Annotated in this window: 15 protein-coding genes and 1 pseudogene; 7 read left to right on the top strand and 9 right to left on the bottom strand. The window is 68.2% G+C overall.

The features are described from left to right. Position 1 precedes the first annotated feature (1 nt). Positions 2-304 carry a DUF3247 family protein gene (locus tag AC3A56_RS06905; RefSeq protein WP_056714204.1) on the bottom strand — a complete coding sequence of 101 codons (303 nt, stop codon included), beginning with the start codon at positions 302-304 and terminating at the stop codon, positions 2-4. 146 nt (positions 305-450) lie between these two features. On the opposite strand from AC3A56_RS06905, the gene AC3A56_RS06910 reads away from it, so the two are divergent. From AC3A56_RS06910 to AC3A56_RS06925, 4 genes are all read left to right on the top strand, one after another. Next, positions 451-1,716, top strand: coding sequence for an MFS transporter (locus tag AC3A56_RS06910; RefSeq protein WP_487769791.1), 1,266 nt, complete (start codon positions 451-453; stop codon positions 1,714-1,716). Between the two features lie 26 nt (positions 1,717-1,742). Then, positions 1,743-2,660, top strand: a complete 918-nt coding sequence (locus tag AC3A56_RS06915; RefSeq protein ID WP_487769792.1) for an arginine deiminase-related protein — start codon at positions 1,743-1,745, stop codon at positions 2,658-2,660. Between the two features lie 69 nt (positions 2,661-2,729). Then, the gene (locus tag AC3A56_RS06920; RefSeq protein WP_056763607.1) at positions 2,730-3,398 is read left to right on the top strand and encodes a glutathione S-transferase family protein; all 669 of its coding nucleotides are present in this window, start codon (positions 2,730-2,732) and stop codon (positions 3,396-3,398) included. 87 nt (positions 3,399-3,485) lie between these two features. Next, positions 3,486-3,815: a hypothetical protein gene (locus AC3A56_RS06925; RefSeq protein ID WP_056714192.1), complete on the top strand. Its 330-nt coding sequence runs from the start codon at positions 3,486-3,488 to the stop codon at positions 3,813-3,815. 109 nt (positions 3,816-3,924) lie between these two features. Here the strand turns inward: AC3A56_RS06925 and AC3A56_RS06930 are convergent, their stop codons facing one another. The 5 genes from AC3A56_RS06930 to rsgA form a co-directional block, all read right to left on the bottom strand. Continuing rightward, the gene (locus AC3A56_RS06930; protein ID WP_487769793.1) at positions 3,925-4,767 is read right to left on the bottom strand and encodes an OmpA family protein; all 843 of its coding nucleotides are present in this window, start codon (positions 4,765-4,767) and stop codon (positions 3,925-3,927) included. A 202-nt stretch (positions 4,768-4,969) separates the two neighbouring features. Beyond that, positions 4,970-7,669, bottom strand: a complete 2,700-nt coding sequence (gene aceE, locus AC3A56_RS06935) for a pyruvate dehydrogenase (acetyl-transferring), homodimeric type (protein ID WP_056717077.1) — start codon at positions 7,667-7,669, stop codon at positions 4,970-4,972. A 156-nt stretch (positions 7,670-7,825) separates the two neighbouring features. Beyond that, positions 7,826-10,117, bottom strand: a complete 2,292-nt coding sequence (locus AC3A56_RS06940; protein WP_487769794.1) for an NADP-dependent malic enzyme — start codon at positions 10,115-10,117, stop codon at positions 7,826-7,828. A 104-nt stretch (positions 10,118-10,221) separates the two neighbouring features. After that, a complete protein-coding gene (locus AC3A56_RS06945) occupies positions 10,222-11,511 on the bottom strand; it encodes a peptidase MATCAP family protein (RefSeq protein WP_487769795.1) in 1,290 nt (429 codons plus the stop codon). A gap of 152 nt (positions 11,512-11,663) precedes the next feature. Next, on the bottom strand, positions 11,664-12,719 hold the full coding sequence (rsgA, locus tag AC3A56_RS06950) for a ribosome small subunit-dependent GTPase A (protein ID WP_487769796.1): 1,056 nt from the start codon (positions 12,717-12,719) through the stop codon (positions 11,664-11,666). A 171-nt stretch (positions 12,720-12,890) separates the two neighbouring features. Here rsgA and AC3A56_RS06955 point away from each other — a divergent pair, with 171 nt between their 5' ends. Continuing rightward, positions 12,891-14,132, top strand: a complete 1,242-nt coding sequence (locus tag AC3A56_RS06955) for an aminotransferase class I/II-fold pyridoxal phosphate-dependent enzyme (protein ID WP_056763597.1) — start codon at positions 12,891-12,893, stop codon at positions 14,130-14,132. A 5-nt stretch (positions 14,133-14,137) separates the two neighbouring features. After that, positions 14,138-14,746, top strand: coding sequence for an SGNH/GDSL hydrolase family protein (locus tag AC3A56_RS06960; protein ID WP_487769797.1), 609 nt, complete (start codon positions 14,138-14,140; stop codon positions 14,744-14,746). A 16-nt stretch (positions 14,747-14,762) separates the two neighbouring features. Here the strand turns inward: AC3A56_RS06960 and AC3A56_RS06965 are convergent, their stop codons facing one another. Both AC3A56_RS06965 and AC3A56_RS06970 read right to left on the bottom strand, forming a co-directional pair. Next, complete coding sequence (locus AC3A56_RS06965; RefSeq protein ID WP_487769798.1) at positions 14,763-15,548, bottom strand: SDR family NAD(P)-dependent oxidoreductase; 786 nt, start codon at positions 15,546-15,548, stop codon at positions 14,763-14,765. Next, positions 15,532-16,230 carry a TetR/AcrR family transcriptional regulator gene (locus tag AC3A56_RS06970; protein WP_487769799.1) on the bottom strand — a complete coding sequence of 233 codons (699 nt, stop codon included), beginning with the start codon at positions 16,228-16,230 and terminating at the stop codon, positions 15,532-15,534. The genes AC3A56_RS06965 and AC3A56_RS06970 overlap by 17 nt, the downstream gene beginning before the upstream one ends. Positions 16,231-16,343: 113 nt before the next feature. On the opposite strand from AC3A56_RS06970, the pseudogene grxD reads away from it, so the two are divergent. Continuing rightward, positions 16,344-16,952, top strand: a pseudogene (gene grxD / locus AC3A56_RS06975) (Grx4 family monothiol glutaredoxin); the annotation flags it as partial. Between the two features lie 74 nt (positions 16,953-17,026). On the opposite strand, the gene AC3A56_RS06980 reads toward grxD, so the two are convergent. Then, positions 17,027-17,818: an AMP nucleosidase gene (locus tag AC3A56_RS06980; protein WP_056717084.1), complete on the bottom strand. Its 792-nt coding sequence runs from the start codon at positions 17,816-17,818 to the stop codon at positions 17,027-17,029. Positions 17,819-17,899 lie beyond the last annotated feature (81 nt).

Consider the following 17,899-nt stretch of genomic DNA (forward strand, 5'->3'; position numbering starts at 1 on the left):
TTCAGTTCTCGCTGGCCATGATCGAGTCGAGGTGCTCGACCCGCACGATCTGGTCGAGCCAGATCCGACGCGTCCACTCCGGCACGTCCGGCCGTTCGAGCTGCACGGTGGCATTGATGCCTTCGCGCTCCTCGGCATCACGGAACACCTGCACGTTCGGCCGCGTGCTGACGACGCCGTCGCAGCTGCTGCCGTCCTTCAGCAGCAGCACCACGTGGCCGTTCGCGGGCAACTCATCCACCAGCGATTCCAGCTGGTGGATGCTGGCATGGTCGGTGTAGACATGTTTTGCCTGGCGGCCCATGGGAGTGTCCTTCGGCTCGGTATTTGGACAGGACGCTAGGCGGGAATATGGCAAGGCCGCGTCAAATCAGCCGTCTGCCAGCTGAACCGCCAACGCTTGTGGCCGGGCACGCCCGCGGGATAATGGCGCCCCCGCAAGGACACCCCATGCTTCCGCCTCGTTCCACGGCCACGGATTCGCTGCTTCGACATCCCGCCTTCGTCGCGTTCTGGTTCGCCCGGATCGCCTCGGGCTTCGGCTTCCAGATGCTGTCGGTGGCGGTAGGCTGGCAGATCTACGCGATCACCGGCCGCGCCTTCGACCTCGGCCTGATCGGCTTGGTGCAGTTCGTGCCATCGGTGTTGCTGGCCTTGCCGGCCGGCCATGTCGCCGACCAGTTCGAGCGGCGCCGCATCGTGCTGCTCGGCCAGGTGGTGGAGTGGATCGCCATTGCCGCGCTGGCCGGCATGAGCCTGGCCCACGGCATCCACGAGGCAGGCATCCTGCTGCTGGTGTTCGTGATCGGCATCGCCAAGGCTTTCGAATTTCCCGCACTGCAATCGATGCTGCCGGCGCTGGTGCCGGCCACGGTGCTGCCCCGCGCGATGGCAGTGAACGGTTCGGCCGGCCAGGCGGCGATGATCATGGGCCCGGCGGTCGGCGGCTTCCTGTACGTGGCCGGGCCCGGCGTGGTGTACACGACCTGCGCTGCGCTGTACCTGGTGTCGATCGTACTGATGGCGCGATTGCGCTATGAACAGGCGCCGCCGAAACGCGAACCGGCCACGCTGAAGACCCTGTTTGCCGGTGTGCATTTCATCCGTCGCCGCCCCGACGTGCTGGGCGTGATCTCGCTGGACCTGTTCGCCGTGCTGCTCGGCGGCGCCACCGCCCTGCTGCCGATCTTCGCCAGGGACATCCTGCACACCGGCCCGTGGGGCCTGGGCCTGTTGCGGGCGGCCCCGGCGGTGGGGGCGCTGCTGATGTCGGTGTGGCTGGCGCGGCATGACATGCAGCGGCGGGTCGGCATGATCATGTTCGCCTCGGTGGCCGGCTTCGGCGTGGCGACGCTGGTGTTCGCCGTATCGACCGCGCTGTGGCTGTCGCTGCTGGCGCTGTTCGCGCTGGGGGCGTTCGACATGGTCAGCATGGTGATCCGCGGCGCCCTGGTGCAGCTGGATACACCGGACGACATGCGCGGCCGGGTCAGCGCGGTGAATGCGATCTTCATCAACACCTCGAACCAGCTCGGCGAGTTCGAGTCCGGCATGCTGGCGGCATGGCTGGGCGCGGTGAACGCCACCGTGCTCGGCGGCGTCGGCACGCTGGTGGTGGTCGTCCTGTGGATGGGCATGTTCCCGAGCCTGCGCCGGCGCCAGCAGCTGCACGTGGAAGCCGCCGCGCGGGAAGAACCGGCAGCGGATATTCTCTGACGTCTCTTCGCGTCTGGAACCGCACCGTGATCACCACGTCGCCCACCGACTTCCTCGAGGCGTTTGCCGCGCTGGCGCCACTGCCTGGCGCCGCCGCGACGGCACGCGCCGCCTATCTGGTGGCGCCGGCCGGGTTCGCGCTGGCCGCGGAATCGGCGCGCGACAACCGCTACATGGACATGAGCCTGGCGGTCGATCCGCTCAAGGCGCTGGCCCAGCACGGCGCGCTGGCGCAGGCCCTGCGTGCGGACGTGCCGGTGATCACCTTTCCCGGCGATCCCGCCACGCCCGATGCGGTATTTCCCAACAACGTGTTCGGCACCGCGCCGGGGCGGCTGGTGATCGGTCGCATGCGTCATCCGGTGCGCCAGCGCGAGGCCGGGCGCGCGGACATCCGCGCGTTCTTCGGCGACGTGCTGGGCTACGACGAGATCGACCTGTCCGGCTGCGACGACCTGGTCGCCGAGCTGACCGGTTCGCTGATCATCGACCGCGCCCGCGGCGTCGGCTACTGCGGCCTCAGCGAGCGCTGCGACATGGCCGGCGCACAGGCGATGCTGAAGGCATTCGAGCTGCGCCTGATGTTCTGCTTCGAACTGGCCGAGGGCGAATATCACACCAACGTGGTGCTGACCCTGCTGGCCAGCCGAGCCGCGATCATCGCCGCCGACGGTTTCCGCGATCCCGCCGCTGCGCAGGCGATCGCCGGCGCTTACGGCAGTCGTGCGATCTGGATCAGTCCGGCACAGAAGCAGGCCTTCGCCGGCAATGCGATCACCCTGTCCGACGAACGGGTGTGGATGAGCGCCTGCGCCGCGGCGTCCCTGACCGACGCGCAGGTGGCGACGCTGGCCGACTATGGCTTCGCCGTCGGCGCGGTGGAACTGGACGAGATCGAGAAGGCCGGCGGCAGCCTGCGTTGCTGCGTGGGCGAGATCTACTGAGCGCCGATCTGCGTATGCCGTTCCGCGGCCATGCATGTCGTCGTGTCACCTCATACTGCGGAGCCCGTCATGATCACCGTCCACCACCTCAACAATTCGCGCTCGCAGCGCATCCTGTGGCTGCTGGAAGAACTGGGCCTGCCCTACGAGATCAGGCGCTACCAGCGCGACCCGAAGACCATGCTGGCGCCGCCCGAACTGCGCGCCGTGCATCCGCTGGGCAAATCGCCGGTAATCACCGATGGCGAACTGACCCTGGCCGAGTCCGGCGCGATCATCGAGTACCTGGCCGACCGCTACGGCGCCGGCGTGCTGATTCCCGCCCACGGCACGCCGGCGCGGCTGCGCTGCAATTACTGGCTGCACTACGCCGAAGGCTCGGCGATGCCGCCGTTGCTGCTGAAGCTGGTGTTCCGGAAAGTGGAGGCCGCGCCGGCGCCGTTCTTCGTCAAGCCCGTCGCCCGGAGCATCGCGCGCAAGGTGATGCGCACGTTCGTCGATCCGCAGCTGCGCCTGCACCTGGACTATCTGGAAAATGAACTGGCCGGCAGGACGTGGTTCGTCGATGACGCCTTCGGCGCGGCGGACATCCAGCTGAGCTTTCCGCTGGAAGCCTTCGCTGCCCGTGGCGGACTCGACGCAAGCCACCCGAATCTGGCCGCCTTCCTGCAGCGCATCCACGCTCGCCCGGCCTACGCGCGCGCGCTGGAAAAAGGTGGCGAGTACCGGCTTGGCTGAATGCTGGCCGCGGGTTGCGCGACCCTGTTTACGCCTCGCTCACGGTGGCGCTGCCAGCCTGAGAGCTCAGACGCCGAGGAGACGACCATGCGCAAACACGATATCGGACGCCAGCTCCAGGACACCGCCGAGCGTGCCGGCGAGCGGGCCCGCCACTACGCCGATGACGCCAGCAATGGTGCGCAGAACCTGCTGGAACGGGGCCGCCGCACGATCCGCGAACGTTTCGACAAGCGTGGCGATTACCGCCGCCAGTTGAGCCGCGCCGCCGAGGATTTCGCCGACGAGGCGAACTACCAGTATCGCCGCCTGCGCCGGAAGGTGAACCGCCACCCGGCGGCCACCGTGGCCATCGTCGCCGGTACGATCGGTGCCTTCCTGCTGCTGCGCCGTGCATTCCGCGACGACGACGAGTAGACATCACGCATCAGGCAGAAGGGCCGGACGATCACTCGTCCGGCCCTTTCCGTTTGCACCGGCGAAACAGCTCCGTTGATCGCCAGGCTGTGCACTGCAATACGACGACTCAGCGACCGGCGTGCGGCTGCTCGCTCACCACATGGTCGAGCACCCAGACCACGAACGGGCCATTGTCGTTGGAGAACACGTAGCGGGAAGCCGGGTCCCTGGACTCGTTCTCCAGTTTCACATCCGAGCGGTATGCCTTGACCACCAGCTCATAGTCGTTTCCCTCGACGTAGTCGAAGCCCTGGATGCGACCGTGCCACAGCTTCCACGGCCCGTTCTCGCTTTCGCGCACGCGATAGCAGTAGCCCGCACTGTCGCCGTCGCAGGGCACCGTGTGCGGACCGATCCACACCGTTTGGGTCACGCCGTGACTGCCCGGCGGGATGACCACCGGCATGGCGGCGCCCGCATCACTTACGATGGTATTGATCACGACGCGGCGGTTCGGCGCCAGGCAGGCGATCAGCTTCTGACCCTTCTGATCCGGGCAGGCCACCAGCGGGTCAGCCTCGCCCCGGCCTTCGGCCCGGATCGCCCCGGCCGGCACGCCATGCGCCACCAGATAGTCACTCACCGTCTCGGCGCGTTGCTCGGAAAGTTTCTGGTTGGCCTGCTCGCTGCCGATCCGGTCGGTGTAGCCCAGCACCTGCACCGAGTCGATCTGCGATGCCGCCTTCATCTTGTCGGCCAGTGCGTCGAGCTCGGCATTGTCGGCGGACCGCAGCGACGCCTTGCCGAACGCGAACAGCGCGTCGGCCGACAGATTCTGCTGCGCAGGCATGGCGGCCTGCGGCTCCGGTGCCGGCAGCGGCGTTGGCTGGACAGCCTCCTTGCGGCAACCGGCCAGCACCAGTGCAACGGCGCCGCCAAGCAGGTAAACGTACGGACGTATGGTTTGCATGGCTCACCCCTCATGTGTCGAGTGACTGTCGGACCATACCCGGTATCGCCGCGGTATCGCCGACATCGTCGCCGCCCATCACCGGCTTCCCCATGCCATGCAGGATATAGCGGCCGAGTGTCGCGCCGGGTGCAGCGCAGGTGAAGAAAACCGTTCGGGCGAAAAAAACCCCGCCGAAGCGGGGCTTTCGTGAGCGCGGTGCTTACTGACCCAGCGGATTGGGCCGCTCCGGGTCGAGCTTGTATTCCTTGATCGCCCGGCTGACGTCCTTGGCGTTGACCTTGCCGTCCTTCGCCAGCGCGGCCAGCGCCGCGTGGGCGATCCAGTAACGGTCGACCTCGAAGAAGTCACGCAGGTGCGCGCGGGTGTCCGAGCGGCCATAACCGTCGGTGCCGAGCACGGTGTAGCGCATGCCGTCGGGCATGAAGGCGCGGATCTGGTCGGCGAACTCGCGCACGTAGTCGGTGGCGGCGATCGCCGGGCCGGAACGCCCGTCGAGCAGGCTGGTGACGTACGGCACGCGCTGCTCCGCTTCCGGATGCAGGCGATTCCAGCGCTCGGCGTCGAAGCCGTCACGACGCAATTCGACGAAGCTGGGGCAGGACCAGATGTCGGACTTCACGCCGAAATCCTTCTCCAGCAGCTCGGCCGCCGCGATCACCTCGCGCAGGATCGTGCCCGAGCCCAGCAGCTGCACGCGCGGCTCGCCCTTCTTCGGCTTGCCGCCATCCTGGAACAGGTACATGCCCTTGATGATGCCTTCCTCGCTGCCCTTGGGCAGGTCCGGATGGCTGTAGTTCTCGTTCATCACGGTGATGTAGTAGTAGTGGTCTTCCTGCTCCTGCAGCATGCTGCGCACGCCGTCCTGCAGGATCACCGCGACCTCGTAGGAGAACGTGGGGTCATACGCCTTCACGTTCGGGATCGCGCCGGCCAGCAGGTGCGAATGGCCGTCCTCGTGTTGCAGGCCTTCGCCGTTCAGCGTGGTGCGGCCGGCGGTGCCGCCGACCAGGAAGCCGCGCGCGCGCATGTCGCCGGCGGCCCAGCACAGGTCGCCGATGCGCTGGAAGCCGAACATCGAGTAGTAGATGAAGAACGGCAGCATCGCCTGGTTGCTGACCGAGTAGCTGGTCGCCGCCGCCATCCACGAGGCCATGCCGCCGGCCTCGCTGATGCCCTGCTGCAGCACCTGACCCTTCTGGTCTTCGCGGTAATACAGGAGCTGGTCGGAGTCCTGCGGCTTGTACTTCTGGCCGAACGGCGCGTAGATGCCGATCTGGCGGAACATGCCTTCCATGCCGAAGGTGCGCGCCTCGTCGGCGACGATCGGCACGATCCGCTCGCCCAGCTGCTTGTCGCGCAGCAACAGGTTGATGCCGCGCACCAGCGCCATCGTGGTGGAGATTTCACGCTCGCCGGTGCCCTTGGTGATCTGCTCGAACGCGGCCAGCTCCGGCGCCTTCAGCTTGGCCTCGGCCTTGCGCCGGCGCTGCGGCAGGAAGCCGCCCAGCGCCCGGCGGCGCTCCAGCATGTACTGCACTTCCGGCGAATCCATGCCCGGGTGGTAGTACGGCACTTCGTCGTGCAGCTTGTCGTCGGCGATCGGGATCTGGAAACGGTCGCGGAAGTGGCGCACCGATTCGTCGTCCAGCTTCTTCTGCTGGTGGGTGGGGTTCTGCGACTCACCCGAACCCAGGCCCATGCCGTAGCCCTTGACCGTCTTGGCCAGGATCACCGTCGGCATGCCCTTGGTGTTCGACGCCGCGTGGTAGGCCGCATAGACCTTGTGCGGATCATGGCCGCCACGGTTCAGCCGCCAGATGTCGTCGTCGCTGAGGTTGGCGACCATCTCGCGCGTCTCCGGATACTTGCCGAAGAAATGCTCGCGCGTGTACGCGCCGCCGAACGCCTTGCAGGCCTGGTACTCGCCGTCGACGGTTTCCATCATCAGCTTGCGCAGCACGCCCTTGTCGTCGCGCGCCAGGAGCGGGTCCCAGTAGCTGCCCCAGGCCAGCTTGATCGCGTTCCAGCCACCGCCGCGGAACACGCCTTCCAGTTCCTGGATGATCTTGCCGTTGCCGCGCACCGGGCCGTCCAGGCGCTGCAGGTTGCAGTTGATCACGAAGATCAGGTTGTCCAGGCCTTCGCGCCCGGCCAGCGAGATCGCGCCGAGCGACTCCGGCTCGTCGCACTCGCCGTCGCCCAGGAAGCACCAGATCTTGCGGTCGCTCTTCGGCACCAGGCCGCGGTTCTCCAGGTACTTGAAGAACTGTGCCTGGTAGATCGCCTGGATCGGACCCAGGCCCATCGACACCGTCGGCACCTGCCAGTAATCCGGCATCAGCCACGGATGCGGATACGACGACAGCGCACGGCCCTTGCCGACCACTTCCATGCGGAACAGGTCGAGCTGGTCCTCGGCCAGGCGGCCTTCGAGGAACGAACGCGCGTAGACGCCCGGGCTGGAATGGCCCTGGTGGAATACCAGATCGCCCGGATGATCGGCGCTGGGCGCGCGCCAGAAATGGTTGAAGCCCACGTCATACAGCGTGGCGCTGGAGGCGAAGCTGGCGATGTGGCCGCCCAGTTCGCCGGGCTTGCGGTTGGCGCGCACCACCATCGCCATCGCGTTCCAGCGGATCAGCGAGCGGATGCGCCATTCCATCGCGGCGTCGCCGGGGCTCTTCGCCTCCTGGCTGGGCGGGATCGTGTTGACGTATTCGGTGGTGGGATTGAACGGCAGATGGCCACCCGAACGGCGGGTGGTGTCGACCATCTTCTCCAGCAGGAAGTGCGCGCGCTCGGTACCGTCGTGATGGATCACCGCGTCGAGCGAATCGATCCACTCGCGGGTTTCGGTGGGGTCGATGTCCTGGTTGAGGATATCGTCGAGCTGATCCATGAAGATTCTCCGCAGCGCCGTTGCAGCGCTCATGCTTGAGGGGGAATGCCCGCCGCCGGGGAGTGCGGCGGGAATCAACGTCCAAGTCTAGCCGCTGGGCCTGAGGCTAGCCAATCCGCCTGCCATGCGCCGGCGCATGGCAGGCGCCGCAAAACTTCAGCCCTGCGAACGATTTGCCGCGCGGATCTGCGCCTCGACGCACGCCACCGCGCTCATGTTGACCACGCGGCGCACGGTCGACTGCGGCATCAGGATGTGCGCCGGCTTGGCCACGCCCATCAGGATCGGGCCGATCACCACGCCGTCCGACAGCATGCGGGTCATGTTGTAGGCGATGTTGGCCGCGTCCAGGTTCGGGAACACGAACACGTTCGCCTTGCCCTCGAGTCGTGAATGCGGGAACAGCTTTTCGCGCAACGCCGGCACCAGCGCCACGTCGGCCTGCATTTCGCCTTCCACTTCCAGCCGCGGCGCGCGGGCGCGGATCAGCTCCAGCGCCTTGCGCATCTTCTTCGAACCGCAGGTGTCGCGGCTGCCGAAGTTGCCGCCGGAGAGCAGCGCGATCTTGGGCTGGATGCCGAACAGCTTCAGCCGGATCGATGCCTGCAGCGTGGCCTCGGCGATCTGCTCGGGGCAGGGATCGTCCTGCACGTGGGTGTCGAGGTAGAAGAAGGTGCCCTTGTCGGTGGACACCGCGGCCATCGCCGACGGTTCCACCACGCCCTCGTCCAGGCCGATGATGTCGCGGATATAGCGCAGCTTGCTCTGGTACTGGCCGACCAGGCCGCAGATCATCGCGTCCGCCTCGCCACGCTCGACCATCAGCGCCGCGATCGCGGTGGGCCGCGAGCGGATCACCGCCTTGGCCATCGACGGCGTGACCCCGCGGCGCTCCATCAGCCGGTGGTAGTGCTGCCAGTAGTCGTCGAAGCGCGGGTCGGAGTTGATGTTGCAGATCTCGATGTCGACGCCGGGCTTGATGCGCAGGCCGGCGCGCTTGATGCGCTTGTCGATCACCTCGGGGCGACCGATCAGGATCGGCTTGCCCAAGCCTTCGTCGACCACCACCTGCACCGCGCGCAGCACGGTCTCTTCCTCGCCCTCGGCGTAGACCAGCCGCGCGGGCGCGGACTTGGCCCGCTCGAACACCGGCTTCATCAGCAGGCCGGTGCGGAACACGAAGCTGGTGAGGCGATCGGTGTATTCGGCAAAATCGGCCATCGGCCGCGTGGCCACGCCCGAATCCATCGCCGCCTGCGCCACTGCCGGCGGCAGCTGCAGCAGCAGGCGCGGGTCGAACGGCTGCGGGATCAGGTAATTCGCGCCGAAGCTGGGCGGCTTGCCGCCGTAGGCGCGCGCACTGACGTCGGACGACTCGCGCCGCGCCAGCGCCGCGATCGCCTTGACGCAGGCGATCTTCATCGGCTCGTTGATCACCGTGGCGCCCACGTCCAGCGCGCCGCGGAACAGGTAGGGGAAGCACAGCGCGTTGTTGACCTGGTTCGGATAATCCGACCGGCCGGTGGCCATGATGCAGTCCGGGCGCACCGCCTTGGCGTCCTCCGGGGTGATCTCCGGGTTCGGATTGGCCAGCGCGAAGATGATCGGCCGCTCGGCCATCGTGGCGACCATCTCCGGCTTCAGGATGCCGCCGGCGGACAGGCCCAGGAACACGTCCGCGCCATCGACGATCTCGGCCAGCGTGCGTGCTTTCGTGTCACGCGCGTAGCGCTGCTTGTCGGGGTCGAGGTTGGTGCGCCCGGTGTGGATCACGCCGTCGCGATCGAACGCCAGGATGTTCTGCGGCTTCACGCCCAGCGCCACCAGCATGTCCAGGCAGGAAATGCCCGCCGCGCCGGCGCCGGTGGTGGCCACGCGGATGTCCTCGATCTTCTTGCCGACCACCACCAGCGCATTGATCAGCGCCGCGCCGACGATGATCGAGGTGCCGTGCTGGTCGTCGTGGAACACCGGGATCTTCATCCGCTCGCGCAGCTTGCGCTCGACGATGAAGCACTCCGGCGCCTTGATGTCTTCCAGGTTGATGCCGCCGAAGGTCGGCTCCAGGCTGGCGATGATGTCGACCAGCTTGTCCGGGTCGTTCTCGTCGATCTCGATGTCGAACACGTCGATGCCGGCGAACTTCTGGAACAGCACGCCCTTGCCTTCCATCACCGGCTTGCTGGCCAGCGGGCCGATGTTGCCCAGGCCGAGCACCGCGGTGCCGTTGCTGATCACCGCCACCAGGTTCGAGCGCGCGGTGTATTCGGCGGCGGTGGTCGGGTCCTCGACGATCGCGTCGCAGGCCGCGGCCACACCGGGCGAATACGCCAGCGACAGGTCGCGTTGGGTCAGCAGCGAGGTGGTCGGGGTGACCTTGATCTTGCCCGGCCGGGGCAGGCGGTGATATTCGAGCGCGGCGAGGCGCAGTTCTTCGGGGAGGCTCATGGGATGCGTTGTTGTCCTTGAAGGAGCGTCGGCCGGCAGTGCAGTCGACGTGCCGTGATGTTAACACCGGCGCGGCCTCCCCCGGTTTCGACCACGGCGCGGATTCAGACGCCGGCCAGCCAGTCCTCGCCCTGCACCTGGCTCAACTGGATGCCGTTGATGAAGACCGAGAAGGCCAGCTTGCCGGCCAGTCCATGCACGTGCTGCATCCAAGGCGGCAGCCAGCGCGGCGGCAGGATCGCGCCGGATTCGAAATGCGGCTGCAGTGCGATCACGTCGTGCAGGGTCAGCTTGCCGGCGAACAGGTGGCGCAGCAGATCCATCCGCCGCTGTCGCAGCGCCCAGCGAAAGAAGGTGTGCACGGTGAGCAGCCCGGACAGGTAGACGTTGTCCTTGGCGAACACCGCGCCGCCGCCCGGCGGCACGCCGCGGAACACCCGCTGGGCCGAGTGGAAGCTGTCCGCCGTGCTCTGCCCGCACAGGCTGAAATATTTGTACACCTCGACGAAATCCGCGCCGTTCAGCGCCATGTCGATGGCCAGGATGCGCAGGCTGATGCGCTTGAGCCGGGTGATGTCGATGGCGCCGGACATCAGCTCGGCGAACACCGCCAGGCCTTCCTGGGTGGCAGTGACCCGCGGCGAGGTGCGCGCCAGCGACGCCAGCAACGGCTGCCGGCGGCCGTTCAGGGCGGTCAGCGAATGCACGAAGGCCTCGTGCGCCAGCAACTGGTGGCGATCGTAGTCGCTGAAGCAGTCGCCACCGCGCAGGCGGATGCGGGTGGCGCCGGCGGCGGCCTTGGCGGTCAGTTCGGGGTCCACTTCCACGCTGATCGTGCCGGCGCCGAAGAAGTCGTCGAGGGTGGCGGACAGGTCGGCGCGCAGCGCGTCGGCCGGCATGTTCACGATGCTGTCGTCGGCGAGCAGGTCCGCGCCCAGCTCGTCGGACAGGGCGACGAAGTAATGGGCGGCGTCCAGGTTGCTGCGCTGGCTGCCGGGGATCATGTCGTCCGGACGTCCATACAGGGCGATCGACGGCGCGGTGACGCCCGCGCTGCCGACCGACTCCAGCATTTCGGCGGCGATGCGCCAGGACTCGGCGGTGCGCCGCAGGTAGTCGCCCAGCGGATCGATGTCGAGCGGATCGCCGCCGCCGGCGGCGGCCTCGATCGCCGCCAGCTCGGCCCGCACGGCACTCAGTTCCGGCCGCGCGTACGTCACTTCCGGCAGGCTGAACTGGCCCCGGCTGTAGGCGTCGATCATGCGGTTTTCCAGCGACGCCGGCCACGCCACCGTGGGCAGGATGTGGATGCCGCGCACTGCCGCCAGCAGGCGCTGGTCGAGGGCGGCGTAGCGCTGCAGCTCGGGCGCGACGTGGTGATCCGGGGCGTTCATGGTGGCAGTCCAGCGCAGGTGGCGGCGTCGGCGCACCATCCGGGCGCGCGGCGGTGGGTGGCAGGCGGCGACTCCGCCAGCGCATGCCGGCGCACCCATGGCGTTGCCGCGATACTAGACGCTTCGCCCGCCAGCGTGGGAGCCGCCCGGCTTCAGTCGCGCTCGCGCTGCCCGCGATGGCCGTGCGGCCGTTCGATCGGACGGCCGCCGCGCTGCTTGCGCAGACGTGCTTCCAGCGTGGCCGCCTGCTCCTCGCGCTCGTCGTGCAGCTTGAGGTAGTTGCGCCAGCGGCCGGGCGCCAGCTCGCCATTGTCCAGCGCCACCTGCACCGCGCAGCCCGGCTCGCTGCCGTGGCCGCAATCGGCGAACCGGCAGGCTTCGGCCAGCGCCTCGATGTCGGCGAACAGGTCGAGGTTTTCCTCGCCGGTGAGCTTCAGTTCGCGCATGCCCGGCGTGTCGATCATGCAGCCGCCGCTGGGCAGCTGCAGCAGGGCGCGATGGGTGGTGGTGTGGCGGCCGCGGCTGTCGTGGCTGCGCACCTCGGCGGTAGCCATCGTGGCGGTGCCGAGCAAGGTGTTGGTCAGGGTCGACTTGCCGGCGCCGGACGAACCGACCAGCACCGCGCTGTCGCCGGGCCCGAGATAGCGGGCCAGCAAGGCCACGCTGGCCGGGTCCTTGCCGTTCAAGGGATGGATCGGCACATCGGCGGGCAGCCGTGCGCGCAAGGCCGCGATCTGCGCGTCCGCATCGTCGCGGGTGTCCAGCTTGCTGAGCAGGACCACCGGCTGCGCGCCGGAGTCCTCGGTCAGCGACAGGTAGCGCTCGATCCGCGCCGGATTGAAATCGCCGTCCAGGCCGGTCAGCACCAGCACGTAGTCGATATTGGTGGCGATCAGCTGGCGCTCGTAGCGCTCGCCCGCGGCGGCGCGCGACAGCACCGTGCGCCGCGGCAGCACGTTGACGATGTGCGGCGGCTTGCCGTCGCTCACTTCGACGAAATCGCCAACCACCGGCCGCTCGCCCGCATCGATGCCGCGCTTGAGGTAGCGCCCGTCCGGCTGCGCGCCGAACAGCGTCTGGCCGTCGTGCAATTCGTAGCCGGCCCGGTGCTGGGCAACCACCCGCGCCAGCCGCAGGCCGCCATCGGGCAGCCGGTCACCACGCCAGCCGATGCTGCGCAGGCGTTCGATCGTTTCGGGGTCACTCATGGGGGAGATCAGTCGGCACGGTTCGGTGATTATGCCCTGCCCGAAGATTGCCCGACGATGAACCGCAAAACGGCCGTGCAGCCCTCGCGCTGCACTGCATCACGCTGCTAGCATCGGGCTGCCGGCGGCACGACCGCCGCCCGTCATCAACCTGCGACAAGGATACCGGCGTTGGTCTCGATCACACCCAGTGCGCACCTGGCGGACGTGCGCTATGAAATCCGCGGGGCGCTGACCCGGCGCGCGCGCGAGCTGGAAGCGGCCGGGCGGGACATCATCAAGCTCAACATCGGCAACCCCGGCCGCTATGGTTTCGAGGCGCCGGCGCACCTGCGCGAAGCGATCGCCAGCCACCTGCACGACAGCGAGGCCTACGGCCACGAGCAGGGACTGGAGCTGGCCCGCGAGGCGATTGCCGCGCAGCAGCGCGCCCGCGGCGCCCGCGGTGTGGACGCCGAGCGCATCTTCATCGGCAACGGCGTCAGCGAGCTGATCGACCTGTCCCTGCGCGCGCTGCTGCAGGACGGCGACGAAGTGCTGCTGCCCAGCCCGGACTATCCGCTGTGGAGCGCCGCCACCATCCTCAACGGTGGCCAGCCACGCTATTACCGCTGCCTGGCGCGCAACGGCCACCTGCCCGATCCGGACGAGATCGAGGCGCTGATCGGCCCGCGCACCCGCGCCCTGGTGCTGATCAACCCGAACAATCCCACCGGCGTCACCTACCCGCGCGCGATGCTGGAACGGCTGGTGACGATCGCGGCGCGCCATCGGCTGCTGCTGCTGGCCGACGAGATCTACGACGAGATCCTCTACGACGGCGCCCGGTTCCAGCCGCTGGCCGAAGTGGCCGGCGAGCTGCCCTGCCTCAGCTTCGGCGGCCTGTCGAAGGTCCATCGTGCCTGCGGCTACCGGGTCGGCTGGATGAGTCTTTCCGGCGACCCGACCCACAGCGCCGCCTATCGCGACGCACTGCAGCTGCTGGCTGCGTTGCGCCTGTGCGCCAACGTCACCGCGCAGTGGGCGGTGCTGCCCGCCCTGCAGGACGCGCCCACGATCGGCACGCTGACCGCGCCGGGCGGCCGCCTGCATGAGGCGCGGCGGGCCGTGCTCGACGGCGTGGCCGCCAGCGAATACCTGGAACTGGTCGCACCCGATGGCGCGCTCTACGCCTTCCCCCAGGTGCGCGCCGACCGCATTCCCGGCTTCGACGACGAAGCGTTTGCGCTGCGCCTGCTGGAAGAGGAGTCGGTGCTGGTGGTGCCCGGCAGCAGCTTCAACGTGCCGCGCAGCCGCCACTTCCGGCTGACCCTGCTGCCGCCGCCGGCGCAGCTGCATGAAGTGTTCGTGCGCATCGAACGGGTGCTGGCGGGGATGGCGCGCGAGCAGTCACCCGCCGCCGCGGTGGCCTGAACGTCGTGCCGACGGGTTATCTCGCGCTCGGCGATTCGTACACGATCGGCGAGGCCGTGGCGGCCGACGAACGCTGGCCGGCCCTGCTGGCGCGGCAGTTGCGGGCGGATGGCTTGCCGATCGACGAGCCGCAGATCATCGCGGTCACCGGCTGGACCACCGACGAGCTGGCGCAGGGCATGGACCAGGCCGCGCTGCACCCGCCCTACGCGCTGGTCAGCCTGCAGATCGGCGTGAACAACCAGTATCGCGGCCGGCCGGCCGACGAATACCGCACGCAGTTCGCCGCGCTGCTGGCCCGCGCCACGGCACTGGCGGGTGGCCGCGCCGCCCGCGTGGTGGTGGTATCGATTCCCGACTGGGGCGTCACCCGCTTCGCCGGCGAACAGGGCCGCGACCGCTCGGTGATCGCGGCGGAACTGGACGTCTACAACGCGATCGCCCGCCACGAGAGTGCGCGCGCGGGCGCCGGTTTCGTCGACATCACCGGCATCTCGCGGGCGCATCCACAGCTGGTCGCCGCAGACGGATTGCATCCTGCCGCCGACCAGTATCGGCGCTGGCTGGCCGCGATCGCCCCGGTGGCGGCGGACGCCATGCGCACGCAGCGCTGATCACCGCCGCACCGGCTCAGTTGCGCATCAGCCGGCCCGCGACCCGCGCCGACAGCACGCGCGGCGTCAGCCGGATCGAATGGGCCATCAAGGCATTGACCCAGCCCGTGATCACCCCGGCGCGCCCGGCCAGCATGGCGTCGATGCCGCGCCTGGCCACCGCCGGCGCCTCCATCCGGGTCAGCCGCTGGTACCAGGTGGCGCGCTGGCCGGACACTTCGAGGAAACGGGTAGCCGTGACCCCGGGGGAAACCACGGTGCAATGCACGCCGCTGTCCCGCAGCTCCTCGTCCAGCGCATGGGAAAACGCCAGCACGTAGCTCTTCGCCGCCGCGTAGGCGGCGTAGCCGGGCGTAGGCTGGAACGCGCCGGTCGATGCCACCTGCAGCACGCGGCCGTAGCCGCGCTGGCGCATGCCCGGCAGGAACAGGCGGGTCAGATGGGTGAGCGCCATCACGTCCACCATCAGCATGCTTTCCAGGCGCGCCCAGTCGGTGTCGGCAAAGTCGCCGAACACGCCGAAGCCGGCGTTGTTGACCAGCGCATCGATCTGCACGCCGGCCCTGGCCAGGTTCGCCACCAGCGCTTCGCGCGCGCCCGCGTCGGCAAGGTCAGCCGGATGCACCTGCACCATCGCACCGTCGGCGCGCAATTCATCGGCCAGTTGCTGCATCGGTGCCTCGCTGCGCGCCACCAGCACGAGGTTCCAGCCACGCCGTGCCAGCTCGCGGGCAAAGGCCACGCCCAGCCCGCTGGAGGCGCCGGTCACCAGGGCGGTGCGGTGATCAGGTTCGGGGGTCATGCAAGGTCTCCGGGCAGGTACGCAAGCCGGCAATCAGGGCCAGCAGAAGTCGCCGCAGTTCGGCGGAAAAGTCGATCACGAAGCCGGACAGATCCGGCGCAGCCAGCAGCGCGGCCCGCAACGGCGCCGGCGGCGCCGCCATCTGCGCCAGGCCGGGGACGATCGCCTGCAGCCACAGCAGCAGGCGGCTGCCCGCACCGGGCGACAGCTGCAGCACCTGCTCCAGCGCGGCACCGCTGGCGGTCACCCGCTGCGCCAGTTGCCGCTTGAACGCCAGCACCTCGGCCACCGGCACGTTGTGTTCCAGGACGGCATGCAGCACGCCCATCAGCTGCAACAGCAGCGGACGCCGGGCGAAATCCTGCAGCAGCCCGTCGATCCAGCCGTCGAGGTCGCTGGCGGCGGACGCCTGCAACTGCGCATCGAAGGCATCGAACCAGCCGAGGTAATGCTCGGCCAGCAGTTGCAGGAACAGCGCCTCCCGGGTGGGGAAGTACAAGTAGCTGGTGCCCTTGGCCACGCCGGCCGCCGCCGCTACGTCGCTCATCGTGATCGCCGCATACGGCCGCTCCGACAGCAGCCGCAGCGCGGCGGCAAGGATTTCGCTGCGGCGGCGATCCTTCAGGTCGGCGCTGACGGCGCGACGACCCGGACCGATCTTGGCGGGAGCTTTGTTGACCATCGGTCATTTATAAATGACCGTGAGTCATTTTTCAAGCTGATCCGGGTCAAGTCAGCCGGCCCCGCAGGCGCGGTATCATGGACGGTCTCCCCCGATCTTCAGGAAATCACGCCATGTCGCTCGATCCCGGCACCCGCGAACGCATCGAAACCCTGCTCAGGGAGCACCGCGTGGTGCTGTTCATGAAGGGCAACCGCCGCCAGCCGATGTGCGGCTTCTCTGCTGCCGCCACCAATACGCTCAACGAGCTGTTGCCGGAATATCACACGGTCAACGTGCTGGACGACCCGGAGATCCGCGAAGGCATCAAGGCCTTTGGCGACTGGCCGACGATTCCGCAGCTGTACGTGGAAGGCGAGCTGGTCGGCGGCGCCGACATCATTCGCCAGATGTACGGCAGCGGCGAACTGCACCAGCTGTTCGGCGTGTCCGCGCCGGACCGCACGCCGCCGGAAATCACCATCACCGACGCCGCCGCCGAGGCGATTCGCCAGGGCACCGCGAACGCCCAGGGCGTGGCGCTGCACCTGGAGATCGGCCCCGACCACAGCGCCGGTTTCCAGCTGGCGCCGGCCAGCGAGCACGACATCGTGGCGGTGGCCAACGGCCTGGAAGTGCATTTTGATCCGGCCAGCGCACAGCGTGCCCGGGGCATCGTGATCGACTGGGTGTCCACCGTGCAGGGCGAAGGCCTCAGCCTGAAATTCCCGGGCGCGCCGGAAGCCTGATCGGGCATTCGACCCGGTCGACTCGCTACATGAAGAGCCCCGCCATGGCGGGGCTCTTCATTGCAGGCTCATTCCGACTCGATCTCTTCCTCGAAGCGCAGGTGCTTCACGCTGCGACCGTTGCGACGCACCAGCTTGAGTGCCTCGATGCCGATCTTGATATGGGCCTCGACATACTTCGCGGTGATGCTGCGATCGCTGGCCTCGGTCTTGACGCCCTCGGGCACCATCGGTTGGTCCGATACCAGCAGCAGCGCGCCGCACGGAATCCGGTTGGCGAAGCCGGCGGCGAAGATCGTCGCCGTCTCCATGTCCACCGCCATGCAACGGGTGCGCCGCAGGTAATCCTTGAACGTGTCGTCGTGTTCCCACACGCGCCGGTTGGTGGTGTAGACCGTGCCGGTCCAGTAATCGTGGCCAAGGTCGCGGATCATGGTGGACACGGCACGCTGCAACTGGAACGCCGGCAACGCCGGCACCTCCGGCGGCAGGTAGTCGTTGCTGGTGCCCTCGCCACGGATCGCTGCGATCGGCAGCACCAGGTCGCCCAGCTGGTTCTTCTTCTTGACCCCGCCGCACTTGCCCAGGAACAGCGCGGCCTGCGGTTCGATGGCACCGAGCAGGTCCATCACGGTCGCCGCGTTGGGGCTGCCCATGCCGAAGTTGATCAGGGTGATGCCGTCGGCGGTGGCGTTCGGCATCGGCCGGTCGCGGCCCTGCACCTCCACGCCATGCCACTGGGCGAACAGCTCCACGTAATTGCCGAAATTGGTCAGCAGGATGTGTTCGCCGAATTGCTCCAGCGCAGTGCCGGTATAGCGCGGCAGCCAGTTGGAGACGATTTCCTGTTTGCTTTTCATCTGGGTATTGCCCGAATCACGTTACCGGCGACGCCACGCCGGCGAGATGCCAGTTCAGTGGCTTCATTTTAGGGGGGCCGT

The organism is Rhodanobacter sp. Soil_C_14 (assembly GCF_057657335.1).